This is a genomic window from Paraburkholderia sp. NMBU_R16, assembly GCF_013282575.1.
In the GTDB taxonomy this organism is placed as follows: domain Bacteria; phylum Pseudomonadota; class Gammaproteobacteria; order Burkholderiales; family Burkholderiaceae; genus Trinickia.
This window is the reverse complement of the sequence record NZ_JAAAYE010000002.1, coordinates 176113-201045: the sequence shown is the minus strand read 5'-3', so window position 1 is coordinate 201045 and position 24933 is coordinate 176113. Positions and strand designations below refer to the sequence as shown.

Genomic DNA, 24933 nt, shown 5'->3' with positions numbered 1-24933 from the left:
ATGACGGGGGACTGCTCGGCGCGGCGTGGCGGCAGCGGTTCCGGGCTACGCCCTTCACCGCTGCCGCCACGCCAGTACTCTCATCCTGATTGACGCGCTGCTCTCATCTTGTTTGACGCGCGGCAGCCTCCGCCTCGCCGCCGCTACGGCGCGCACCGGACACTCTCGCCATTCTGACGATGATCGTGCTCTGCTCGATCTGGGGATTCCAGCAAGTCGCGATCAAATCGACGAACGGATTGATCGGGCCGATGCTGCAGGCCGCCCTGCGCTCGGCGATCGCCACAGCGCTCGTCTGGGGCTGGACACGCGCCCGCGGGACACGGCTTTTTGCGACGGACGGCACGCTCGGTGCCGGGCTCGTTGCCGGTCTGCTCTTTGCCGGTGAATTCATCTGCATTTTTCTCGGCCTGACTTTGACGAGCGCGTCCCGTATGGCGGTCTTCCTCTATACGGCGCCCTGTTTCACCGCGCTGGGGCTTCATCTTTTCGTACCGGGCGAACGCATGCGGGCCGTGCAATGGCTTGGCATCGTCATCGCCTTCGCAGGCATGGCGCTCGCGTTCGCCGACGGCTTCGCAGGCGCCCCCGCGGCCGGCGCGGTGCTCCCGGGCCTCGCCGGCGACGCGCTCGGCGTACTGGCCGGGGCCCTCTGGGCCGCGACGACGGTCGTCGTGAGAGCTACGTCGCTGTCGCACACGAGCGCCAGCAAGACGCTCTTTTATCAGCTCTCGGTTTCCGCCGTCGTACTGTTCGCGCTGGCGCTCCTGCGCGGCGAGACGCACACGGTTCATATCACCGCGCTGGCCGTGGCGAGCCTCGCCTACCAGGCGGTCATCGTGGCCTTCGTGAGCTATCTGACGTGGTTCTGGCTGTTGACGCGCTATATGGCGTCGCGCCTGTCCGTGTTCTCGTTCCTCACCCCGCTGTTCGGCGTGACCTTTGGCGTCGTATTGCTGGGGGAGTCGTTCAGCACCCGCTTTTTGGTCGCATCGGCCCTCGTCTTGGCCGGCATCGTACTCGTGAACGCACCCGCTCGTCGGTTCGGCGCGAGTACTCCATCCGCCTAGGAAGACGTCAGCGCCTGCGTCGCACGCACGTATTCCTCGACCGGAACGTCTTCCGCACGGCGCGCGAGATCGAAGCCGAGTGCCTCGAAGTCGATTCGGTCGCGATAGGCTGCAAGCGTGTTCCGCAGCATTTTTCGGCGCTGCGAAAAGGCCGCGGTGACCAGCTCGCCGAACGCCCGCTCGTCGACGGGCACGAGCTCGTCCGGTCGATAGGGAATCATTCGCACGATCGCGGAATCGACTTTCGGCGGGGGCTGGAACGATTCGGGCGGCACATCGAGCAGCTTGTCCATCGCATACCGGTACTGCAGCATCACCGAAAGCCGTCCGAACGCCTTCGTCCCGGGCTCGGCCACCATGCGCTCGACCACCTCGTTTTGCAGCATGAAATGCTGATCGACGACGATCGGCGCCCATGCCATCAAGTGAAAGAGCAGCGGACTCGAGATGTTGTAGGGCAGATTGCCGACGATACGCAGCGTTGGACGCGCTTGCGTGTCGACGAGCGTCGCGAAATCGAATGCCAGCGCATCCCCGGCGTGTAGCGCCAAGCGGTCTCCGAACTTGTTCTTCAGTCGCGCGATGAGATCGCGATCGAGCTCGATGGCGTGAAGCGGCGAACCGGGCGCGGCCACGTGCTCGATCAGCGGTTCTGTCAGCGCACCGAGCCCCGGGCCGATCTCGACCATCCGCTCGCCGGGCAACGGCCGAATGACCGCAACGATCGAGTCGATGACGCCCGGATCGACGAGGAAGTTCTGACCGAAACGCTTGCGCGCGAAATGGCCCTGATGCTGTTTGCTGCTGTTGGACATTGCGTCGTTGAAGCGCCGAATGAAAAACGATGAATTGCGAGCGGATAGGTTGCGGTTTCGCGCGGCCCGCCGACCCGGCCGGACGGATGGGGACCGCCGAAGCGATCAGCCGCCGCGCCGGTTGCGTGCCATTGCGACGGCGGTATCGATCGCGGCAATGAGACTGCCCGCGTCGGCGCGGCCGGTGCCGGCCAGATCGAGCGCCGTGCCGTGATCGACCGACGTTCTAATGATCGGCAAACCAAGCGTCACATTGATGCCCTCGCCGAACGTCGCGTACTTGAGCACCGGTAGACCTTGGTCATGGAACATCGCCAGCACGCAATCGGCTTGCTCGAGATAACGCGGCTGAAACAGCGTATCGGCCGGATAAGGGCCACGCGCATCGATCCCGCGCTGCGCCGCAATCGCCAGCGCCGGTGAAATCACATCGATCTCCTCGCGCCCCAAATAGCCGCTCTCGCCTGCGTGCGGGTTCAATCCGGTCACGAGAATACGCGGTACGGGCAGTCCAAAATCGCGGCGCAGGTCCCGATCGATGATGGCGAGCGTCTCGACGAGGCCATCGATCGTCAATGCGCCCGGGACATCCTTCAGCGGCAAGTGCGTGGTGGCCAGCGCGACCCGTAGCGGCCTCACACCCGTTCCCGCGAGCATCATGACGACGCGCGGCGTATTCGTCCTCTCGGCGAGATATTCGGTGTGGCCCGTGAAAGGCACCCCAGCGTCGTTGATCGTGCTCTTTTGCAGCGGAGCGGTGACGATGGCGTCGAGCCTGCCGGCCAGCGCGCCGTCGATGGCGTCATCGAGCAATCGCAGCACATAAGGGCCGTTCGCCGCATCGAGCCGCCCTGCCACCGCCGGCTTGGCGAGCGGCCGATGCTCGACGCACACGGACGCAGCCCGCCCCGGCGCTGCATCGGCGACGAGCGACGCCCAATCGACGCCCACCGCGCGCGCGCGGGCAGCGAGCAACGTGGCGTCGCCGAACACGGTGAAGCTTGCATCGGGCCAGTGCGCCGCGGCGCCGGCGAGCGCCATCGCCGTCAACTCAGGACCGACACCGGCGGGTTCACCGGTCGTAATCGCGATCCGCAGCGGGGAGTGAGGGGCGCGCACCATGGCTCAATGACTCATTGCTGCGCGAGCGAGCCGCCGAGCTTGTATTCGATGTACGCGGAATCGCGCAACTGGCGCAGCCAGTCCGCGTAGGCTTGCTCGGCCTTGCGCTGGCCGATCGCCTGCCGCGCGAGGTCCATTTGCTGCTGAACCGAGCCCTGTGCCTCGCGACGGCCAAGTACCTGTACGAGGTGGTAGCCGTATTCGGTGCGAATCGGTTGGCTGATCTCGCCGTCCTTGAGATTGTTCATCGCGCGCTCGAACTCCGGTACGGTCTCGCCCGGGCTGATCCATCCGAGATCGCCGCCTTGCGACGCCGAACCGTCTTGCGAGTAGGTCCGCGCAAACTTGCCGAAGTCGCCGCCGGCCTCGATCTGCTGACGGATATCGAGCTCCTGCTGGCGCGCCTGTTGTTCGGTGACTCCGCCCGGCCCCACGCGCAGCAGTATATGCCGCACGTGCGTCTGGACGAGCTTCGGCGCATCGCTTGCGGTACCGCCGACACCGGTGCGGCGATCGACGAGGCGCACGATCTCGAAGCCGTCCGCCGTGCGAACGAGATCGGGGCTCACCTCCCCTGGACGCAGCGCCGAGGACGCCTTGACGAACTCTTCGGGCAGCCGGGAAGGCGGCAGAAAGCCGAGGTCGCCGCCCTTTTTGGCGTCGGCGGCCTGGGACTCTTCTTTCGCGAGCGACTCGAATTTCGTGCCGCTCCTGGCGCGATCGAGGATCGACTGCGCCTTTTTCTGCGCGGCCGCCAGCGCATCCTGCGACGCGCCGTCCGGCACCTTGACGAGAATGTGCTCGATACGCAGGTCCTGCTGCACCTTCGCGTCGGGCCCGCGCTGGCTCGCGATGTAGTTCGCCACCTCGGCATCGGACACGGTGACCTTGCTGTCCACCTCGCGCTCGCGCAGCTTGGAAAGCGTCAACTCGGTACGCGCGTCGCGCGTAAACACCGACCACGGCACGCCCTGCGCCTCGATACGCGCGCGGTAGATCTCGAGCGACAAGTTGTTCGCCTTCGCGAGACGCTGCAGCGCCGCGTCGACAGCCGCGTCGTCCACGGTGATACCGTCTTCCTTCGCGCGCTGCAGTTGAATGCGCTCGAGGATCATCTGATCGAGCACCTGGCGCGTCAGCTGGTCGGCGGGCGGCACCGGCGCGTTTTGCTGCCGCAAGCGGCGCCCCACGAGATCGACGCGCAATTGCAGCTCGCGCTCCGTGATGACATCGTCGTTGACCACGGCCGCAACGGAGTCGACCGACTGCCCGCTCGGAGCTGCCACTGCCTGGGCCGCGGCCGGCCCCGCCGGCATGAAGACCAGCGCGGCCCCGATACCGGCCGCGAGCGTTGCCCAGCGAAGCTTATTCGAAATTGCCACAGCTACTCCATTCATATCGGGCCGCCGAAATCGAGCCCTGCCCCGTTTTGCGAAAATCGATCGCGCACATGCGAGCCCCGCATGGTCGCGCTTCATTCATAGTTCGAATAACGCGAAACCGGCAGCGGCGGGGGCGGCGGCGGTGTGTACCCCGCCACGCTGGCCCTGAATGCTGCCGTGAGTCCGTTGTCGACATTCGACAAGCCTTTCAGCGTCAACTGCGCGAGCATACGCGTCGACGAGCGGGCTCCGCCTGCCGAATTGATGCCGTTCGCGTAGCGCTGGACGCCGACGCCGAGCGTCCAGCAATCGGCATCGTACTGGAAGCCGACCAGCCCGTCGACGATGCGGTGACCGGCCAGATCGTAGTTGAACCGCCCGACGCCATAGAGCCGGCGCGTGATCGGCCATTCGCCCGACACCACGAACTGGTTGATCGGCTCATTGTCGAGCGTGTCGTTGGCCCGCGTGTAACGATAGGCCACGTTCACGACCTTGCGCGCCTCCGGACTGAAGCCGAAGCCGACGCTCGAACGCACCAACTGGTTGTTGTCGGCATTATATTGGAACGCCGTTTCCGAGGCGAAACCCGCGCCGAGCTTGATCGACGCGCCCGCGATCAGGTCCGAATGGCTCGTGGCCGGAATCGGGTCGCTCGACGTGAGTCTCACGCGTTGATCGCGGAAATAATACTGCTGCGCGATGACGAACCGCGCGCGCTCATCGCCCGTCGCCGCGTTGATGAAGCGCGTCGTGAGGCCGGCCGTGACGCGGTTCGCATCGGCAATGCGGTCGTTACCGACGAACGTATTGGGCGTGAAGATTTCCGCGAGCCCGAAGTCCGATTCCGCGGTATCGAACAGCGGCGCGAAGTTCTGATTGCGATAGGGCGTATAGACGTAGTAGAGCCGCGGCTCCAGCGTCTGGATATAGTCTTCGCCGAAAAGCCGCAGCGAGCGCTCGAAGATGAGGCCCGTATCGAAGCTGTAGGTCGGAATCGACTCGGTGAAGTTCTTCGGCTGGCCGGCGGGGGCCGACGAGCCGAGCGTCGTCAGGTTGTACGACGCGAAGTGCAGCTGCACTTTCGGCACGACGAAGTAGCCGGGCCCGATCAATCCGTACGAAAGGTACGGATTGAACATGAGCCGGTTGCCCTGCGTCGCATCGTCGGCCGTGATGTGGAAGCGGGTGTAGTCGGCTTCCACGCCGTAATCGAACCCGCCGACGTTGTACCGCGTGTATTTCACGTTCAACTGCGGTTCGCGGCCGTAGGGCGCCGCGGCATCGTTGTAGGTCTGCCAATGTTGCTCGCGCGCCAGCACGGACCAGGGCCCGTTGTTGTACGTGATACCCGCTTCCTGATCGTAGATGATCTGCGTGCCGACCAGGAACTGATTGCCGACGGTCGCGAGATCCTGCGAGTAGGTGTCGTCCGATACCCGGTTGTAGTTCACGTACGCGCCGAAGCCGCCGCCCAGGTTTTGGCTATGCTGCCAGTAGATCGCGTAGCGATCCTTGCGCTTGATCGCATCGTTCGGCAAATACTCGGCCGTGAACGTGCCGGTGTACGTCGGCGAAAGATATCGAAACGACCCTTGCGTCTGCACGCCGCGTTTCGAAATGATGCGCGGCGTGAGCGTGAAATCGCGATTCGGCGCAATGTTGAAGTAGTACGGCTGCGAGAATTCGATGCCGTTGGTCGAGCTCACCGAGAAAAGCGGCGGCAGCAGACCGCTGCGCCTTTCGCCGCTCAGCGGAAACGAGAGCCAGGGGCTCGCGAAAATCGGCACGCCCTGAAAAAACAGCACCGCATTGCGGGCCACGCCTTCATCCGAGCCGGTATCGAAATCGAACTCGCTGCCACGGATGTACCACGCGGGCCGCGTCTCGCATTGGCAGCCCGTATAGGTGCCATCGGTAAACACGGAGCGCTCGCGGTCGAGCAGTTCGACGCGCTTTGCGCTACCCGATCCGCCACGCAGCGAGAAGCGATATTTCGGTACGGGCATGTATCCCGCGTTCGCCTCGACCCACAAATGCGCCTCAGGCCCGGCAAACGACACGCCATTGCCGATCAGACGTACGTTGCCGTAGGCATCGGCGCGATCGGTATCTTCGTCGTAGTGAAGGGCATCGCCCTTGATGACGTTGGCCGGCCGCCGAATCTCGGCCGACCCTTTGGCCGCGACATCGCGATCGGCGGTACCGCTCGTGCCGTCGCCCAGCACGAACGTGGCAGGCGAAGCACCGGTCGCGATCGAATGCTCTTCGATCTGCGGAGCGAGTCTCAGGCCCCATGGCGCGTCGAGCTGCTGCGCTTCGGCGGCCGCGCCCGTCAGTTGCGCGTGCGAGACCGACGGCATCAGACCCGGCATGGCGATCAGCGCAGCCGCGAGGCGTTTCATGCGCGGCGCGCTATCGCCGGAGAAATTCGTTCGAAGAAACTGTCTGGGCGGCATGTATCGATTGGCGAATCGGCCCGGCAGCCAGGCACGGCGCCGTCGCACGACGTGCACCGCCGGTATCCGGTGGCGGTCTCGTCGTGCACGAGCGGCGTGCTCGACGCACGGGACGACGGGCGGTCAAACTGGACCGTGCAAAGGCCGACACGGGGCGCATCGTGAAAAGTCGTCGGGTATTATATGGCAAGACGTTTTGCCTCCCCCCGTTATGACGAATACTTGTCCGGCCGATGCCCGTATCGACGCGCTTGCCAATTGGCTGCGCGCGCACCAGGCCCGTTATGGCCTGAACCTCTCGACCCTCGCCCCTGCATCCGCCGATGCGAGTTTTCGCCGTTACTTCCGCCTCGAGAGCTCGGGCACGCATGGGCCGACACTGATTGCCGTCGATGCCCCGCCGCCGGAAAAATGCCGCGAGTTCGCACAGATCGCAGGTCTGCTCGCGAGTGCGGACGTCCATGTTCCGCGGGTACTCGAGTGCGATTTCGAGCAGGGCTTCATGCTCGTCACCGATCTGGGCACGACGCCCTACATCGAAGTACTCGATCCCGGCGACCCGCAAGCCGCGCGGCCGCTCCTGCGAGACGCGCTCGACGCCTTGATCCGCTGGCAGTCCGGCTCGCGCGAGGGCGTACTGCCGGTTTTCGACGAGGCGTTCTTGCGCCGCGAGATGGAACTGATGCCCGAATGGTTCATCGAGCGGCACCTCGGACGCACTGTCGACGAGAAGATCCGCGGCGTCCTCGATCGCACCTACACGCTGTTGATCGCCAGTGCGCGCGCGCAGCCGCAGGTCTATATGCTGCGCGACTTCATGCCGCGCAATCTGATGGTCTGCGAGCCGAATCCCGGCGTGCTCGATTTTCAGGACGCCGTCCATGGCCCGATCACGTACGATGTCGCGTCGCTGCTGCGCGATGCGTTCCTGAGCTGGGACGAGGAGTTCGAGCTCGATTGTTTCGCCTACTACTGGGAGCGCGCAAAAAAAGCGGGGCTGCCTGTCGATGCGGACTTCGGCGAGTTCTACCGGCAGATCGAGTGGATGGGGTTGCAGCGGCACATCAAGGTCCTGGGGCTTTTCTCACGACTCTTCCATCGCGATGGCAAATCGCGCTATCTCGCCGACTTACCGCGTTTCATGGGCTACGCTCGCAAGGTAAGCGAGCGCTACCGGCCGCTTGCGCCATTCGCACGATTGCTCGACGAGCTCGAGGGACGTGCGCGCGAAGTCGGCTATACATTTTGACCGCCCCGCGCACGATGAAGCTGAATCCACTTTTGACCCACGCGATGATTTTCGCGGCCGGGCGAGGCGAAAGAATGCGCCCGCTCACCGATACCTGTCCCAAACCATTGCTCGAAGTGGGTGGCAAGCCGCTCATCGTCTGGCAACTGGAGCGGCTGGCCCGGGCTGGTTTCGAGACGATCGTCATCAACCATGCGTGGCTCGGCGAACAGATCGAAGCGGCGCTCGGCGACGGTTCGATCTGGGGCGTACGCATCGCCTACTCGGCGGAAGGGGCCGCGCTCGAGACAGCCGGCGGCATCGCTCAGGCGTTGCCGCTGCTCGAGGAGGACGGAGCGCCTACGGTCTTCGCCGCGGTCAGCGGTGACATCTACTGCGACTTCGGCTATGAACGGCTTGCCGAGCCCGCCGCGCGACTCGCGGCGATGGCAGAGCCCGGCATGCATCTCGTGATGGTGCCGAATCCATCGTTTCATCCCGACGGCGACTTTGCGCTCGTCGACGGGGCGCTCTCGCTCGACGGTTCGCCACGTTATACGTTCGGCAATATCGGACTTTACGACACGCGGATGTTTCGGGGACTGGCGCGCGGCGAGCGGCGCGCGCTGCGGCCTTACTATCGCGAGACCCTTGCCGCCGGGCGCGCAAGTGGCGAAGTTTTCGATGGCTTATGGGAGAACGTCGGCACGCCGGCGCAGCTCGATGCGCTCGATCGACGGCTGAGGGACCGCAGATCTGTCCGATAACGAGCCGAGCCGGGCGAATTCGGCCATCGGAGAAGCCGCCAATCGGCGCCGAATAGCAGACGCCGTAGATTCGAGTACTCCCCTGCTTCATACACCACGGGCGTAAATCGCGCGCCGGGCATCGGCTGCGCGGCCGTCCGGCGCTGCACGTTCGTACCCATACCTCATTTGCCGTATAGCGGCCGACCCCGATTCATCTGCAGAATGGTTTCGCGCGGCCCCAGTGTCACGAGCCGGCGCGAGGACCTGCGATCGAACAGCGGTTCTTGTTTGAGACTACCCCTGCATTTCTCGTCGAGAGCTTTCGAAATTAATTAGGAGAACTAATTGTGAACTGGAATCGCGCCTTTACCGATTTGATCCGCAACGGTCGCCCGGCCTACTGGGGCAACTGGACGCTTTCACCTAAACTCGCCCCGGGCGCCGTCGGCATCATTACGCCGGACACGGGCGACTTCACGCTCGTCAGGGAGGCAACTCCGGGCATCGCCCACAGTAGCCGCACCGTTCCGAATCAGTGGAAGCTGTCGTCGAGCAACGTTCACCGCACGGAAACCCAAGTCAATCTCGACGGATCGGGTACCGATCCGGAGACGGGAACGAAGGTCAAGGCCGGCATCGAAGTGAAGTGGGAGTTTTCTTCCGCAGGCGCAATCGCATCGGAATTCAGCATTGAGTCGGAAAAGTACATCAATGACCTGACCTCACTGACGAAGCCTGAAACGCTGAAGTGGCTCGCCGAACAGGCCCAATCGGTAAGCATGGGCTCCGATGGGAAGATCTCGCAGGGCTTCGGCGTCATCACCAGTGCGATCTATGCGCATAGCGGCGTGAACGCGGGCTCCCAGGACAGCAGCTCGTCGTTTGCGCTGACCGGTTCGGCGAGCGCGGTGCATGACATGCTCGGCGGGGTCAACGGCAAAGGTTCGTTCCTCTCGGTCAACCAACAAAAAAGCGTCGATCAGCACCTGTGGCCGTTCAAGCCGGGAGAGATCGCTCCCGATGCCATACCGATCGCCTATACGGTTGCATCGTTCGATGGACAACTGCTGATTCCCAACTGGATCACGCGCCTCGGCGCGTTCGAGATTTTCTTCAACAACAAGCCCGGCTGCACTTACATCACGCATATCAAGTTGGCTTACGACACACCGCACGGACGGCAAGACAACGAATTTACGCTCTCCGGGGGTATTTCGAAGACCGTCAGCAACATCCCGCTGCATGCGACGAACATCCATGTCGAGGTGAAATTCAAAGGCGTGGTCAATGACGACGACTACACCTTCCATTGGGCCACTCCGTTGGGGCAATGGTTGACGGGACGTCGCGAGATCGAAATGAGCGGCGTCTGGCCGGGCGCCACCCACGCGCGGGAAGTGTAGAAGACGGCAGCGGCAAGCATGCACTAACCGGCATGCGTAGATTCAACGAGCGTGCGTACGGCCCGCAGTCCCCTACGCGACTGTCGGGCCGGCTCTCCCAAGCAATCCGGACCTGTCAGGGCATCGCACGCTTGCAGATCTAATCCGCTGCCTGCCGAAGTACCCCGTCATGCTGCTCACCTGAACCCATATCGCGAACCGCGCGCTGCTGCTGCAATGCCCACATCTGCGCGAACGCCCCGCCGGCAGCCAGCAATTGCGCGTGCGTTCCGCGCTCGACGATCCGGCCGTGCTCCATGACGATGATCTGATGCGCGTGAACGACAGTCGACAAGCGATGCGCGATCACGAGCGTCGTGCGCCCTCGCGCAATCTGATCGAGCTCCGCCTGGATGGCGCGCTCCGAGCGCGAATCGAGTGCCGACGTCGCCTCGTCGAACACGAGTATCGGCGGATTCTTCAGCAACGTGCGCGCAATCGCCACGCGTTGCTTCTCGCCGCCCGACAGCTTGAGCCCGCGCTCCCCCACCGGCGTCTCGTATCCTTTAGGCAGTCCCTCGATGAAATCGTGAATGTGCGCCGCGCGCGCGGCCGCAACGACTTCCTCCCGCGTTGCCGTCGGCCGGCCGTAAGCGATGTTGTAGTAGATCGTGTCGTTGAACAGCACCGTATCCTGCGGCACGATGCCGATTGCCTGACGCAGCGAGTCCTGCGTCACATCGCGAATGTCCTGCCCATCGATACGGATCGAACCGCCCGACGCGCGCTCAAGATCGTAAAAGCGAAACAAGAGCCGCGCGAGCGTCGACTTGCCGGAGCCGCTCGCGCCGACGACGGCGGTCGTCGTACCGGCCGCTATCGTAAAGCTCACGTCATACAAAATCTGCCGCGCGGCCTCGTAGCCGAACGACACGTGCCGGAATTCGAGTTCGGCCCCGCGCACCGCGAGCGCCTGGGCGCCAGGCTCGTCGGGGATCTCGCGCTCGGCGCCGAGCAGCGTGAACATGCGATCCATATCGGTGAGTGCCTGCTTGAGCTCGCGATAGACGACGCCCAGGAAGTTCAGCGGGATATAGAGCTGCAGCATGAACGTGTTGATGAGCACGAGGTCCCCGAGCGTGAGTCGCCCCGCCATCACGCCCGACGTCGCGCGCCATAGGATGAAAACCAGCGCGGTGCCGATGATCGTTTGCTGACCGAAATTCAACAGCGACAGCGAGTTCTGCGATTTGATCGCCGCTGCGCGAAATCGCTTGAGGTTTTCGTCGTAGCGCTGCGCTTCCCATGCTTCGTTGCCGAAGTACTTGACCGTCTCGTAGTTGAGCAGCGAATCGATTGCTCTAGAATTCGCGCGCGAATCGAGTTCGTTCATCGCGCGGCGCAAATGCGTGCGCCACTCGGTCACTTTCACCGTGAAGACGATGTAGACAACGAGGGCAACGAGCGCAACGATGGCGTAATACGCCTCGTACTTGACGATGAAGAACCCGAGGACGAGCCCGACTTCGACCAGTGTCGGCAAGATGCTGTACAGCGAATAGGAGATCAGTTGCTGAATGCCGCGCGTGCCGCGCTCGATATCGCGCGACATCCCGCCCGTTTGCCGTTCGAGGTGAAAGCGCAGCGAGAGCGAATGCAGATGGCGAAAAACCTTGAGCGCTAGCTCCCGCACAGCGCTTTCGGTGACCTTCGAAAAGAGAATCTCGCGCAACTCGGTGAAAAGCGAAGTCGATAGCCGCACGACGGCATAGGCGACGACCAGCAATCCGATCCCTCCCGCCAGCACGATCGCAGGATCGTTCGCCGCGCGGCCGAGCGCGGTCAGCTGCCGCATCGAGACCAGCCCATCGACGATGCGCTTCATGACGATCGGCACGCCCAGGTTGGCGACCTTGGCGCCGATCAGGCAAGCGAGCGCCAGTGCGACGCGTGCCTTGTAACCGGCCAGATAAGGCAACAGCGAGCGAATGGTTTGCCAATCGCGCCGCGGCGCGCTCGAAGGCGGGGCGAGTTCACTCGAAGCGGAATAGCGGCGCATGGCAGTATCGGGGGCCGTGAGGACGGCGGTTATCTGTACAATTCCTACGCTCGACTCAGCGCACCAAGTATTGTCGCAGAAGCGCATCGGGCGCGTTGGCGCCGTCCACGGCCGCGCCTTTTTCCCTTTTCACGGTGTTTTTATGACTTCCCCTCTGCTTCCGCAAAAGGTTTGCACGCTGCGCGTCGTGCCGCAGCCCGCCGACGCGAACGTCCACGGCGACGTCTTCGGCGGCTGGATCATGGCGCAAGTCGATATCGCAGGTTCGATTCCGGCCAGCCGGCGCGCCAACGGCCGCGTGGCGACGGTCGCCGTCAACTCGTTCGTCTTCAAGCAGCCCGTGTTCGTCGGCGACTTGCTGAGCTTTTATGCCGACATCGTCAAGACGGGGAATACGTCCGTCACCGTGGATGTGGAAGTGTTTGCGCAGCGCATGAGTTTGGCCGAAGAAGTCGTCAAGGTGACCGAGGCCACGCTCACTTATGTCGCGACCGACCACGAACGCCGTCCGCGCAAGCTGCCCGATCTCAAATAGCGCAACGGGCCCGCGCGGGACGCTCAGATTACTGCGGCGCCCGAGCGCTCCGCTTGCAGCAGATGCGGAATCGCGTCGTGCGGCATCGGGCGCGAAAAGAAATACCCCTGCATCTCGTGGCACGCGCGCTCTTTCAGGAAGTCGAGTTGCGCGGCCGTCTCGACGCCCTCGGCGATCACCTGCAGATCGAGCGAATGGGCGAGCGCGATGATCGCGGAGGTGATCGTCTCGTCGTCGCTCGACGCGCCGATGTCCGACACGAACGAGCGGTCGATCTTCAAGCGATCGACGGGGAAGCGCTTCAAGTAGCTGAGGCTCGAATAGCCCGTGCCGAAATCGTCGATCGCGAGCCCGATGCCGAGCGCATGCAGTTCATTGAGCATCACGACGGCCTCCTCGGCGTTTCGCATGATCGCGCTTTCGGTCAACTCGAGCTCGAGGTACTGGGGCTCGAGGCCAGTCTCCTCGAGAATCGACATGACGAGCCGCGCGATGTCGCGCTGCTGGAACTGCCGGGCCGAAAGGTTCACCGAGACGCGCGCAGGTGGCAGCCCGACGTCCTGCCAGGCCTTGTTCTGCCGGCACGCCTCGCGCAGCACCCACTCCGAAAGGGGGCCGATGAGCCCGCTCTCCTCCGCCACGGGAATGAAGGCGGAAGGCGGCACGAGCCCGACTTCGGGGTCCAGCCAGCGCACCAGCGCTTCCATGCCGACGATGCGGCCTGTTTCGATATCGACCTGCGGCTGGTAGTGCAGCAGGAACTCACCGTCGCGCAACGCGCGGCGAAGCCGTCTTTCGAGGTTGAGCCGGGCGCCGACGCTCGTGTTCATTTCGGGCTGATAGAACTGGAACGTATTGCGGCCCATGTCCTTTGCGCGATACATCGCGAGATCGGCCTTTTTCAGCAAGGTTTCCACATCCTCGCCGTCCTGCGGATAAAGGCTCGCCCCCATGCTGCATCCGACATAGAGCTCCGTGCCGTCCAGCATGACGGGCTCGGAGATCGTCGCGCGCACGCGCTCCATCCAATGAATCAGCGCGTCTTTTTCGACGAGATCCGCCAATACGATCACGAACTCGTCCCCGCCGTGGCGTGCAATCGTATCGCCCGGGCGCGCGCTGCGCGCGAGCCGGTCGGCGACGACGGCGAGCAGGCGGTCGCCGACGCTGTGGCCCAGGCTGTCATTGACGTTCTTGAAGCCGTCGAGATCGATGAAGACGACGGCGAGATTCAAGCCTCGCGCGATCGATTGCTGCAGACGTTCGCGCAATAGATTCCGATTGGGCAGCCTCGTCAGGCTGTCGTAGTTCGCCTGATACTCGAGTTGCTCCTGGTAGCGGATCAACTCGGTCACATCGTTGATGACGCCGATATGATGGGTCGTCTTGCCGTCGGGATCCGGCACCGGCGCGATAAACAGCTGATTCCAGAACAGCGCGCCATCCTTGCGATAGTTGCGCAGCACAGCGCTCACCTCGCGATTTGCCGCCAAGGCTTCGCGTATTTCCGCGAGACCCTCCTGGTCGCGGTCGTTGCGTTGAAGGAAACGGCAATCCTGGCCGACGACTTCGGCAGGATCGTAGCCCGTGATCCGCTTGAACGCGGGGTTCACGTATTCGATCAAATGTCCGCGTTCGGCGGCACCCGTGATCAAGATCGCATTGACGCTCGCGTCGAGCGCTCGGCTTTGCAATCGCAGCGCGAGATCGGAGCGCTTGCGATCGGTGACATCCGTATAGGAGCCCAGTACGCCGATGACCTTGCCATCACCGTTCGTCAGCGGAATCTTGCTCGTGATACCGGCGCGGTGCGCGCCGCCGATCATCACTTCGAACTCGGCGTTCATTTTCGGCACACCGGTTTCGATTACCTCGAGGTCGGAGCGCTGGAGCGCCTCGGCCATGTTCTTCCACGGCAAGTCGTAATCGGTCTTGCCGACGACCTGCTCCGTGTAGGCAAGCCCGGCGTCCCGGGCGAAGGCCATGTTGCAGCCGAGATAGCGCGATTCGCGGTCCTTCCAGAAAATGCGCTGAGGAATATTGTCGATGATGCTTTCGAGCATCTGGTTGGAACGCTGTGCCTCCGCTTCGGCCTGAATCTGCTCGGTCACGTCATCGGCCAACACGAACATTGCGGGGCGGCCCATGAAGCTCAGCGCGTGATTCGAAATATCGGCCGACAGCTGGGAGCCGTTGCGCCGCTGATGGTGCCAGACGCCCGCCATCACGCGGCCGCGCCTCGGCAGCGTAGCGCTGCGGTCGAGATACGTCTCGAGGCGGGGCAGTTCGTCGGAAGGATGGATATCCCGGATCGTCATCGAAAGCAACTCGCTTTCGGTATAGCCGTACTGCTCGAGCGCCGCGGCATTCACCGCCAAAAACCGCAGCGTTTCCCGGTCGTAAATCCACATCGGCACCGGGTGTGCGTCGAAGAGTTCGCGAAACCGCTCGTCGCTGCGCCGCATGGCCCGGGCAACGCGCAGCTTCGCGCGTGCGGCGCTTTCACGCGCGCCGAACATGTAGATAAGCAGGCCGCAACCGAGAACCATCGTGAGGACGACGAGCAATGTCGCAAGACGGGCCGAGCGCGTCGATTCGGCAAGCGATGCCTCGAGCGCCTCGTCCTCGCGAATGCGCAGCGCGGCGAGCGCATCGTCCACCCGATCGAATCTGGCCCCCAGCCGGGCGTACGCCGATGTCGCCCACCCATGTGCGTCGGAATCGTCATCGGCCGCCGCGCGTTCCAGCGCGGCAAGCGTTCCCGCTTCGGCGGCGTCGCCAGCTGCGAAAAGCGTCTCGAGCGGGGCGCTCATCGCCGGTTCGTCGGCCAGTTCGGCCGCAAGCCGCCCCTTGATGTCGGCAAGGCGGGCTTCCTGGGCGGCGGCGAGCGTCGGCGATACGGCCGAGCTGGAGATTTCGAACCGCCCAAGCGCGGCGAGGCCCGCTCCGAGCGTCATGCGGTACGCGTCGAGATCGCGCTTGACGCTCATCGAGCGCAGCGTACGCTCGTTCGTCGCACGCTCGCTGCGAATCTGGGTATAAGCGACAAACGCATTAGCGCCCACCGCGGCAGCCACGACTAGCAGGTTGATCAGCAGCCGCTTCGATAAAAAGGAAGTCATGGATTCGGAACGCCGTTCGAACGGGGGCTGAGCACGCCTCGGTCGCCGACGGCGCCGGGCTCACCAACCTATAGGGTGGCACCGCGAGTAAATCGAATTTTTGACGTGCCAACCTATCGATAACGGCAGCGATCGCGAAAACTTGAGGGGCACGCCCAGAAAATCGCCCCCAAAGGAAGTCCGGCGCTACGGTCGGGCGAGGTCCGCGAGCCCGAACTCGCGCATCGCAGGCACGAAATCGTGATTGCCGTCGGGTTTGCGCGAAAGCTTCGTCAGGACATACCGCTTGAATGGATCGAGCCCGGCCCAGCGCGCGGCCTCGACGGGCTCGAACCCGGCAATCCGGCACTGATTTTGCACCCCGTCGGGCACGACCGACGTCTCGCGCCACGCCGGGTTCGGCTCCGGCGCGAACCAATCGGGCTCGACGTTGGCGTGGGTACGCATCATTTCGAACAGCGCATGGTCGAAGTTCGGCTCGATGGCCGTGTCCTCGTCGACGGGAAACCGCGCCAGCAATACGCGATCGGCATGAGGCAGGCTCTGCCACTGGGCGAGTGAAATGCGCAGTCCGAAGCGATCCAGATTGAAGCGGACCGACATCGGCATGAATTTGAGGTTTTCCGACGATACGGCTTCGAAATCGAACATCAGCGGCGATTCGTGCAATCCCATGACCGAGTCCTCGTGTTTCGAGGCGGCGATGCCTCGTCCGGCAGGCTGAGCCGGCTTCGGGTATTTTAGAACCTTATTCGACCGACAACGGCGCAACGCACCGTCCGGTCGCCTGGAACATGCCGAGGAGCGACCTTGAACGACCCCCTGGACTACGCCGAGCAAGCCGGCGCGATCGAACAACCGGTGCGCCGGCACCGAGCGGGCGCGGTCGAGTCCGTGACCGACCGCATCGGCCAGGAATGGCCCGTCGCGCTCGTCTTCAACGGGATTTCGCATGCGGTGATGATGTGCACCCCGCGCGATCTGGAGGCGTTCGCCGTCGGGTTTTCGATTTCCGAGGGCATCGTCGAGCGCGGTAGCGATATCCATGACATCGAGGTTGCGATCCATGCCGACGCGGCACCCATTCCCTACGCCGAGGTGGCGCTGACGGTCGTTCAGCAGGCATTCGTCGCGCTCAAGGACCGCCGCCGCGCGCTGGCGGGCCGCACGGGCTGCGGCGTCTGCGGCATCGAAAGCATCGACTTGCTCGATCTCACCCCAGAACGAGTACCCGAGCATGGCTTTCTCGCGCGGCTGGCTCCCGATGCGATCGCGCGCGCGGCGCGCGAGTTGCCCGAGCATCAAGTCCTGACGAGACTCACGGGCGGCTTGCATGCCGCCGCCTGGTGCGACAGCGAGGGCTCCATCGTCGCGGCGTTCGAGGACGTGGGACGCCACAATGCGCTCGATAAACTGATCGGCCATCTCATACTGCAGCGCGCCGATACGACGAACGGGTTCGTCTTTCTATCGAGCCGCGCGAGCTATGAGCTCGTACGAAAAGCGGCACGTGTCGGCATCCCGATGGTCGCGACGATCTCGGCACCTTCGTCGCTGGCGGTTTCAATCGCCCGGCAAGCCGGAATTCGCTTGCTCAGTTTCTGCCGCGAAGCGGGCTACGTGGACTACACGACGGCCTAGGCCTGTTCAATCGAACTGCGTGAAATCGGGTTTGCGCTTTTGGAAAAACGCGGTCATCGCCTCGCGCGCCTCCGGCGAAAGCAGCATCTTGCCGAAGTGGACGACTTCGTCGTTCATGCGCTCGGCGACTTCATGCGCGTGCGCGTGTTTCATCAGCATCTTCGTGACGCGCAGCGACGAAGCGGGCAACGCAGCCAGCTTCGTCGCCTGCCCGAATGCAAAGGCTTCGAGGTCGGCAGCCGGTAGCAACCGATTCACGATCCCCATTCTGTGCGCTTCGTTGGCGTCGAACGGCTCGCCGAGCAACAGCTTCTCGGCCGCGAGCTGATGGCCGCAAAGACGCGGCAGCAGCAAGCTCGATGCGGCCTCGGGGCACAGCCCCAGTTGCACGAACGGCAGCGAAAAAACGGCAGATTCAGCGGCGTAGACGATATCGCAGTGAAGCAGCAGCGTCGTGCCGATGCCGACCGCGACGCCGGCGACCGATGCGACCACCGGCTTCTCGACCGTGCTGATGCTCCGCAGGAACTGCAGAACCGGCGCGTCGGCATCCGTCGGCGGCGATTTCATGAAGTCTTCGAGGTCGTTGCCCGCGCTGAACGCTGCCGTGCCGCCGCGAATCAGGATCGCGCGCACGCCGGCGTCGTCATGTGCCTGCGCGAGCGCATCGGTCATCGCACGATACATCGAGGACGTAATCGCGTTTTTCTTCTCCGGACGGTTGAACGTTATCGTCATGACGCCTTCGGCGCGCTCGACCAGAATATCCATTGCCTGCGTCTCCTCGAAGATTGCTACCGGACAAACCGTTCGCGGGCGGCAGGCGAGCGCCCGATCGCCTGCCTTCGCGAACTCCGTACACGGCCAGGTGCCGGCTCTCAAAGCCGCTCGATGATGCCCGCGGCGCCCATGCCCGTGCCGACGCACATCGTCACCATGCCGTACTTGAGATTGCGCCGGCGCAGACCATGGACGACCGTGGCCGCGCGGATCGCGCCCGTCGCACCGAGCGGATGACCAAGCGCGATTGCACCGCCCAACGGATTGACCTTGGCCGGATCGAGGCCCAATTCACGCATCACCGCCAGCGATTGCGCGGCGAATGCTTCATTGAGTTCGATCCAGTCGAGGTCGTCCTGCTTCAGCCCCGCGGCCTTCAGCGCCGCCGGAATCGCCTCTTTCGGGCCGATGCCCATGACTTCGGGCGGCACGCCGCGAACGGCGAAGCTCACGAAGCGAGCGAGCGGCGTCAGCCCGAACTGCTTCAGAATCTTTTCTGAGACGACGATCAGCGCACCCGCACCGTCGGACGTTTGCGAGCTGTTGCCCGCCGTCACCGAGCCCTTGTTGGCGAACACCGCACGCAGCTTTGCCAGCCCTTCGAGCGACGTATCGGGACGAGGACCTTCGTCGAGCGCGATTTCGCGCGTTTTGGTCCGGACCTCGCCGGTCGCGAGATCGGGCACGCGCTCGACGATCTGAAACGGTGCGATCTCATCGCGGAACTCGCCCGCCTGCTGTCCCGCGATCGCCTTGCGGTGCGATTCGAGCGAAAACTTGTCCTGATCCTCGCGGCTCACCTTCCACCGTTCGGCGACACGCTCGGCGGTAAGCCCCATGCCGTAGGCGATGCCGATATTTTCGTCGCGATCGAAAATGTGCGGCGACATCGACGGCGTGTTGCCCATCATCGGCACCATGCTCATCGATTCGCAACCGCCCGCGATCATCGCATCGGCCTCGCCGACGCGAATGCGATCGGCGGCCATGGCCAGCGCCGTCACACCCGATGCGCAAAACCGGTTGACGGTCACGCCGCCGACCGATTGCGGCAAGCCCGCCAGCAGCGCACCGATCCGCGCAACGTTGAGGCCTTGCTCCGCTTCGGGAATCGCGCAGCCGACGATCGCATCCTCGATCACTTTGGTATCGAGCCCCGGTACCTGCGCCACGGCCGCCTTGATCGCATGGACGAGCAGCTCGTCGGGCCGCGTGTTCCTGAACGCGCCGCGCGGCGCCTTGCCGATCGGCGTACGGCTCGCCGCGACGATATATGCGTCTTGCAACTGTTTGCTCATTTGCAGCTCCTGAATGCGACTCTCGTTAATTGCGCACCGGCTTGCCGGTCTGCAGCATGCCCATGATTCGCTCCTGCGTCTTTTGCGTGCCGAGCAAATCGACGAAAGCGCGCCGCTCGAGCGTCAGCAGCCATTCCTCATCGACGAGACTGCCGGCTTCCACGTCGCCACCGCAGATGACCTCGGCAATACGCGAAGCAATCAGGAAATCGTGGGCGCTGATGAAGTTGCCGTCGCGCATGTTGACCAACTGAGCCTTGATCGTCGAGATCGCGGAGCGGCCCGCCACCGGAATCTGCGTGGCACGCAACGGCGGACGGTAGCCCGCCGCGGCCAGCGCGCGCGCCTCTTTCTTCGCGGTATCGAGCAGTTCGAACACGTTGAAGACGATCGTGTCGGACGGCTTCAGATAACCCATTGCACGAGCCTCGAGCGCCGAGCCGGAGACTTTAGCCATCGCCGCGTTCTCGAACGATTTGCCGATGAACTTCAACAGTTCGCCCGCCGGCGCGCCGATCGCCGCGGCCGCGTCGGCGGCCCGCAATGCCGCTTCCTTGAGCCCGCCGCCGGCGGGCACCAGTCCGACACCCACTTCGACGAGTCCGATGTAGCTTTCGATGTGTGCGACGCGCTTCGCACTGTGCAGGACCAGCTCGCAGCCGCCACCGAGCGCGATGCCCGACACCGCCGCGACGACGGGTACGTTCGCATACTTGATTCGCAACATGCCCTGTTGGAACTTCTTCACGAACGGCTCGATGCCCTTGGCGCCGCCCATCATGAAAGCGGGCATGGCCTCCTCGAGATTGGCACCGGCTGAAAACGGACCGCCCGGCGTCCCGAGCTTGAGCGAGGTCGGCTGCCACACGACCACGGCCTTGTAGGCCTTCTCCGCGAGCTCGATCGCCTGCACGAGCCCGTCGATCACGCTCGGGCCGATCGTGTTCATCTTGCTCTTGAACGACACGATGACGACATCGTCTTCACCTGCGCGCGCATCGACCCAGGCGCGCACCGCATCGGTTTCGAAAAGCGTCTTACCGTAGGTCTTCGGATCGATCCCGGTTTCGCCGACGAGCGGCGCGCGGAACACCTGCTTGTCGTAGACGGGACGCGCGGGGCGCGGCACGAACTTGCCCGCGGCAGGCGACCACGAGCCCTCGTTCGTATGCACGCCACCGCCTTCGGCCACCGCACCTTCGAACACCCACGACGGCAGCGGCGCCTTCGAAAGCGCCTTGCCCGCGCTGACGTCTTCCTGCACCCATTCGGCGACCTGCTTCCAGCCGGCCGCCTGCCAACCCTCGAACGGTCCATCGTTCCAGCCGAAACCCCAACGGATCGCCAGATCGACGTCGCGCGCGTTATCGGCGATCGACTCGAGATGCACGGCGATGTAGTGGAATACGTCGCGGAAAATCGCCCACAGGAACTGGGCCTGCGGGTGCTCCGATTCGCGCAGCAGCTTCAGGCGCTCCGCGGCCGGCCGTTTGAGAATGCGGCCGACGAGCTCGTCCGCCTTGGCCCCGCCTTCGATATAGGTACCCGATTTCGGATCGAGCACCTTGATGGTCTTGCCTTCCTTCCTGTAAAAGCCCGCTCCGGTCTTCTGGCCGAGCGCGCCCTGCTTCACGAGCTCCGCCAGTACGGCCGGCGTTTCATAGACGGGCGCAAAGGGATCGTCGGCGAGATTGTCCTGCATCGTCTTGATGACATGGGCCATCGTGTCCAGGCCGACGACATCGGCGGTACGGAACGTCGCCGATTTGGCGCGGCCGAGCCGCGCGCCGGTCAGATCGTCGACCTCGTCGAAGCGCAGACCGAACTTCTGCGCTTCCGCGATCACGGCAAGAATCGAGAACACGCCGACGCGATTGGCGATGAAGTTCGGCGTATCCTTGGCCCGCACGACGCCCTTGCCGACGACGCTCGTCAAGAACGTCTCGAGATCGTCGAGAATCTGCGCACGCGTATGCTGCGTCGGAATCAGCTCGACGAGATGCATGTAGCGCGGCGGGTTGAAGAAATGCACGCCGCAAAAGCGCGCTTTGAGTTCGTCGGAGAATCCCTCCGACAGCTGGCCGATCGACAACCCCGAAGTATTCGTGGCGAAGATCGCATGCGGCGCGAGATGGGGCGAGACCTTCTTGTAGAGGTCATGCTTCCAGTCCATGCGCTCGGCGATGGCTTCGATCACGAGATCGCACTCGGCAAGTCGCACGAGGTCGTCTTCGTAATTGGCCGGCTCGAGAAAGCGTGCGTCGTCCTTGACGCCGAATGGCGCGGGCGAGAGCTTCTTGAGATTCTCGATCGCTTTCAGCGCGATCCCGTTTTTGGGGCCTTCCTTGGCCGGCAGATCGAAGAGCAGCACCGGAACTTTGGCGTTGATCAAATGCGCCGCGATCTGCGCACCCATCACGCCGGCACCGAGCACGGCCACCTTGCGAATGATCAGGTTGCTCACGTCAGTTCTCCCTCGGAGTCATGCGGTTTGCCGCCCGCCGCATGGCGCACCCTGGGCGCGCCATGCGGCAGCCGGCCGATATGAAACGAACGCGTCGAATAAGACGTCGGCGAATTCCGCCATCGTTCAGAAAAGCGCTTCGTCGATGTCCATCAACGGCTTTGCACCGGCACGCGCCATACGAATCGTGGCGGCCGTCTCGGGCAGCAGTTTGGCGAAGTAAAAACGCGCGGTGGCCAGTTTCGACTGATAGAACGGGTCCCCCGACGCCTCTTTGTCGAGCGCGATGCGCGCCATGCGGGCCCAGAAGTACGAAAACACGAGATGCCCCACGGTGCGCAGATACGGCACAGCCGCCGCCCCGACCTCGTCCGGGTTCTGCATGGCCTTCATGCCGATTTCCATCGTCAGCTTCTGCACTTTCTCGCCGATGTCGGCCAGCGGATTGACGAACTCCTGCATCTCGGGCTTCACGCCTTGCTCTTCGACGAAATCCGACACGAGCTTGCCGAATTTCTTGAGCTTCGCGCCCATGTCGCCGAGCACTTTGCGGCCCAGCAGATCGAGTGCCTGCACGGCGTTCGTGCCTTCGTAGATCATGTTGATGCGCGCGTCGCGCACGTACTGCTCCATTCCCCATTCGGAGATGAATCCATGGCCGCCGAAGATCTGCATGGCGTGATTCGTGCACTCGAATGCGTTGTCGGTCAGGAACGCCTTGATGATCGGCGTCAAGAGCGCGACGAGATCGGCCGCTTCCTTGCGCACCGATTCGTCGGCATGCGAGAGTTCCTTGTCGATCTGCAGTGCCGACCAGTACGTGAATGCCCGCCCACCCTCGGCATAGGCCTTTTGCGTCAGCAACAGGCGGCGCACATCAGGGTGCACGATGATCGGGTCCGCCGGCTTGTCCGGTGCTTTGGGCCCGGTCAGCGAGCGCATCTGCAAGCGCTCTTTCGCATAGGCGAGCGAGTTCTGATACGCGACTTCCGTGAGGCCGAGCCCTTGCATGCCGACGCCGAGCCGCGCCGCGTTCATCATGACGAACATGGCCTGCAGCCCGCGGTTCGGCTCGCCCACGAGCCAACCCTTCGCGTTGTCGAGATTCATGACGCAGGTGGCGTTACCGTGGATGCCCATCTTGTGCTCGATCGAGCCGCACTTGACACCATTGCGCTCGCCGATCTCGCCGCTCGCGTTCGGCACGAATTTCGGCACGATGAAAAGCGAAATGCCCTTCGTTCCCGGCGGCGCGTCGGGCAGCCGGGCGAGCACGAGGTGCACGATGTTTTCGGCGAGATCGTGCTCGCCGCTCGAAATGAAGATCTTGGTGCCGGTGATCGAGTAGGAGCCGTCGAGCGCGGGCTCGGCTTTCGTGCGCAGAATGCCGAGGTCGGTACCGCAATGAGGCTCGGTCAGGCACATCGTGCCCGTCCAGGTGCCGGCAACGAGCTTGGGCAGATAGACGCGCTGCTGCTCCGGCGTGCCATGCTCCCGCAAACATTCGTAGGCGCCATGAGAGAGCCCCGGATACATCGTCCAGGCCTGATTGGCCGAGTTGGCCATTTCATACAGCGCGTTATTGACGAATGCGGGCAGGCCCTGGCCGCCGTATTCAGGGTCGCAGCCGAGCGCAGGCCACCCTGCCGCGACGTATTGCGCGTACGCCTCTTTGAAACCCTTCGGCGTCGTGACGACACCGTCGCCCTGATAGACGCAGCCCTCGCGGTCGCCGGTCTGGTTCAGCGGGAAGAGCACCTCCGAACAGAACTTGCCGGCCTCCTCGAGCACCTGGTTGATCGTATCGGCATCCAGATCGGCATGTTTCGGCATGCCTTTCAGTTCGGATTCGACATCGAGCAGCTCGTGCATGACGAACTGCATGTCCCGCAACGGCGCGGCGTACTGACCCATGACTCCCCTCCCAAAATATGCAGCGACCAGCTCGGCCGTCGCGCGGGCGGGTATCGATGGCCCTCGCGCCCGCTAACGGCTTTCGCTCTGACTTTGCGATGAACCGCCCCCACGCTCACTTCGTTCACTGTCGGCTGGAGTTGGCGCTTCGGCGCTTACTCCGGCTCCATGCAAAGCTCCCCCCGAGGGGGTATCAGTGCGCTTGGGGCGGCCCGGCTCGCACTGATACAAAACGATCGTCTTTTCCAACGCGGCCCACGTCAGTCGCACCGCATCAGGCAGGTGCAGAAAGCGTGCATCATGATGCAGGCCGAGCGTGAAGCTATACAGTTCGAAGAGCATCAGATTCGGATCGGTATCCGGACGCAAATGTCCCTCCGCCAATGCCTGCGAAATCGCGCGCAGCAATGCCGCACGCCAGGTCGACACACTCGCGACGAGCTCTTCGCGCACCGGATTGTCGCCGCGATCGTCGTACTCGACTGCGCCGCTGATATAGATGCATCCCGTCGTCACTTCCTGGATGCGCTTCTCTATCCAGCGGCTCAGCATTGCACGCAAACGCGGCAACCCGCGCGGCTCGCGCAGGCTCGGGAAGAAGACTTCCTCCTCGAAGCGGCGGTGGTACTCGCGCACCACCTCCACCTGCAAATCCTCGCGCGAGCCAAAGTGCGCGAACACGCCGCTCTTGCTCATCTGCATCCGCTCGGCTAAAAGCCCGATCGTCAAACCCTCGAGCCCATCCCGGCTCGCGAGGTCAAGCGCAGCATCGAGAATCGCGGCGCGCGTCTGTTCACCTTTTCGCATGGCCAAATACCGTTCTTATGGGATCCCATCCAAAAACGAACGGCCGTACTATTATTGAGCGCAGCCGCCGTCGAAACAAGGACTTTATTAGAAAATCCGATCTAAC

At 63.5% G+C, this 24933-nt stretch carries 17 protein-coding genes and 1 pseudogene; 6 read left to right on the top strand and 12 right to left on the bottom strand.

What is annotated here, in order from left to right; translation table 11 throughout:
- The first annotated feature begins 173 nt into the window (after nucleotides 1-173).
- Entirely contained in the window at nucleotides 174-1070 is an 897-nt protein-coding gene (locus GWC77_RS01835) for a DMT family transporter (RefSeq protein WP_302181255.1), read from the top strand.
- Here the strand turns inward: GWC77_RS01835 and rsmA are convergent.
- From rsmA to GWC77_RS01815, 4 genes are all read right to left on the bottom strand, one after another.
- Nucleotides 1067-1885, bottom strand: a complete 819-nt coding sequence (rsmA, locus tag GWC77_RS01830) for a 16S rRNA (adenine(1518)-N(6)/adenine(1519)-N(6))-dimethyltransferase RsmA (RefSeq protein ID WP_173255141.1) — start codon at nucleotides 1883-1885, stop codon at nucleotides 1067-1069. The two genes, GWC77_RS01835 and rsmA, sit on opposite strands and share 4 nt — an antisense overlap.
- A gap of 105 nt (nucleotides 1886-1990) precedes the next feature.
- A complete protein-coding gene (gene pdxA / locus GWC77_RS01825) occupies nucleotides 1991-3007 on the bottom strand; it encodes a 4-hydroxythreonine-4-phosphate dehydrogenase PdxA (RefSeq protein ID WP_173255140.1) in 1017 nt (338 codons plus the stop codon).
- 11 nt (nucleotides 3008-3018) lie between these two features.
- Nucleotides 3019-4389 carry a peptidylprolyl isomerase gene (locus GWC77_RS01820; RefSeq protein ID WP_173255139.1) on the bottom strand — a complete coding sequence of 457 codons (1371 nt, stop codon included), beginning with the start codon at nucleotides 4387-4389 and terminating at the stop codon, nucleotides 3019-3021.
- A gap of 92 nt (nucleotides 4390-4481) precedes the next feature.
- Complete coding sequence (locus GWC77_RS01815; protein ID WP_173255138.1) at nucleotides 4482-6848, bottom strand: LPS-assembly protein LptD; 2367 nt, start codon at nucleotides 6846-6848, stop codon at nucleotides 4482-4484.
- A gap of 211 nt (nucleotides 6849-7059) precedes the next feature.
- Here GWC77_RS01815 and GWC77_RS01810 point away from each other — a divergent pair, with 211 nt between their 5' ends.
- The 3 genes from GWC77_RS01810 (at nucleotide 7060) to GWC77_RS01800 (ending at nucleotide 10228) form a co-directional block, all read left to right on the top strand.
- Nucleotides 7060-8097: an aminoglycoside phosphotransferase family protein gene (locus tag GWC77_RS01810; RefSeq protein WP_173255137.1), complete on the top strand. Its 1038-nt coding sequence runs from the start codon at nucleotides 7060-7062 to the stop codon at nucleotides 8095-8097.
- A 20-nt stretch (nucleotides 8098-8117) separates the two neighbouring features.
- Complete coding sequence (gene murU, locus GWC77_RS01805; RefSeq protein WP_302181254.1) at nucleotides 8118-8843, top strand: N-acetylmuramate alpha-1-phosphate uridylyltransferase MurU; 726 nt, start codon at nucleotides 8118-8120, stop codon at nucleotides 8841-8843.
- Nucleotides 8844-9172: 329 nt separating this feature from the next.
- Nucleotides 9173-10228, top strand: coding sequence for a hypothetical protein (locus GWC77_RS01800; protein ID WP_173255136.1), 1056 nt, complete (start codon nucleotides 9173-9175; stop codon nucleotides 10226-10228).
- 139 nt (nucleotides 10229-10367) lie between these two features.
- Here GWC77_RS01800 and GWC77_RS01795 read toward each other — a convergent pair whose 3' ends face one another.
- On the bottom strand, nucleotides 10368-12266 hold the full coding sequence (locus GWC77_RS01795; protein ID WP_173255135.1) for an ABC transporter ATP-binding protein/permease: 1899 nt from the start codon (nucleotides 12264-12266) through the stop codon (nucleotides 10368-10370).
- A gap of 142 nt (nucleotides 12267-12408) precedes the next feature.
- Here GWC77_RS01795 and GWC77_RS01790 point away from each other — a divergent pair, with 142 nt between their 5' ends.
- Nucleotides 12409-12801, top strand: a complete 393-nt coding sequence (locus tag GWC77_RS01790) for an acyl-CoA thioesterase (RefSeq protein WP_173255134.1) — start codon at nucleotides 12409-12411, stop codon at nucleotides 12799-12801.
- A gap of 23 nt (nucleotides 12802-12824) precedes the next feature.
- On the opposite strand, the gene GWC77_RS01785 is transcribed toward GWC77_RS01790, so the two are convergent.
- A complete protein-coding gene (locus tag GWC77_RS01785) occupies nucleotides 12825-15923 on the bottom strand; it encodes an EAL domain-containing protein (protein ID WP_173255133.1) in 3099 nt (1032 codons plus the stop codon).
- Nucleotides 15924-16109: 186 nt separating this feature from the next.
- The gene (locus GWC77_RS01780) at nucleotides 16110-16598 is read right to left on the bottom strand and encodes a nitrate reductase associated protein (RefSeq protein WP_173255132.1); all 489 of its coding nucleotides are present in this window, start codon (nucleotides 16596-16598) and stop codon (nucleotides 16110-16112) included.
- Nucleotides 16599-16733: 135 nt separating this feature from the next.
- On the opposite strand from GWC77_RS01780, the gene fdhD reads away from it, so the two are divergent.
- Entirely contained in the window at nucleotides 16734-17564 is an 831-nt protein-coding gene (fdhD, locus tag GWC77_RS01775) for a formate dehydrogenase accessory sulfurtransferase FdhD (protein ID WP_173255131.1), read from the top strand.
- A gap of 6 nt (nucleotides 17565-17570) precedes the next feature.
- Here the strand turns inward: fdhD and GWC77_RS01770 are convergent, their stop codons facing one another.
- The 5 genes and pseudogenes from GWC77_RS01770 to GWC77_RS01750 form a co-directional block, all read right to left on the bottom strand.
- Nucleotides 17571-18335 (bottom strand): enoyl-CoA hydratase, encoded by a 765-nt coding sequence (locus GWC77_RS01770; RefSeq protein WP_173255130.1) that lies wholly within the window; start codon nucleotides 18333-18335, stop codon nucleotides 17571-17573.
- 107 nt (nucleotides 18336-18442) lie between these two features.
- A complete protein-coding gene (locus GWC77_RS01765) occupies nucleotides 18443-19642 on the bottom strand; it encodes an acetyl-CoA C-acyltransferase (protein ID WP_173255129.1) in 1200 nt (399 codons plus the stop codon).
- Between the two features lie 25 nt (nucleotides 19643-19667).
- Entirely contained in the window at nucleotides 19668-22106 is a 2439-nt protein-coding gene (locus GWC77_RS01760) for a 3-hydroxyacyl-CoA dehydrogenase/enoyl-CoA hydratase family protein (RefSeq protein ID WP_173255128.1), read from the bottom strand.
- A 126-nt stretch (nucleotides 22107-22232) separates the two neighbouring features.
- Complete coding sequence (locus GWC77_RS01755) at nucleotides 22233-24020, bottom strand: acyl-CoA dehydrogenase C-terminal domain-containing protein (RefSeq protein ID WP_173255127.1); 1788 nt, start codon at nucleotides 24018-24020, stop codon at nucleotides 22233-22235.
- Nucleotides 24021-24242: 222 nt separating this feature from the next.
- A pseudogene (locus GWC77_RS01750) lies at nucleotides 24243-24827 on the bottom strand (TetR/AcrR family transcriptional regulator); the annotation flags it as partial.
- Nucleotides 24828-24933: the final 106 nt, after the last annotated feature.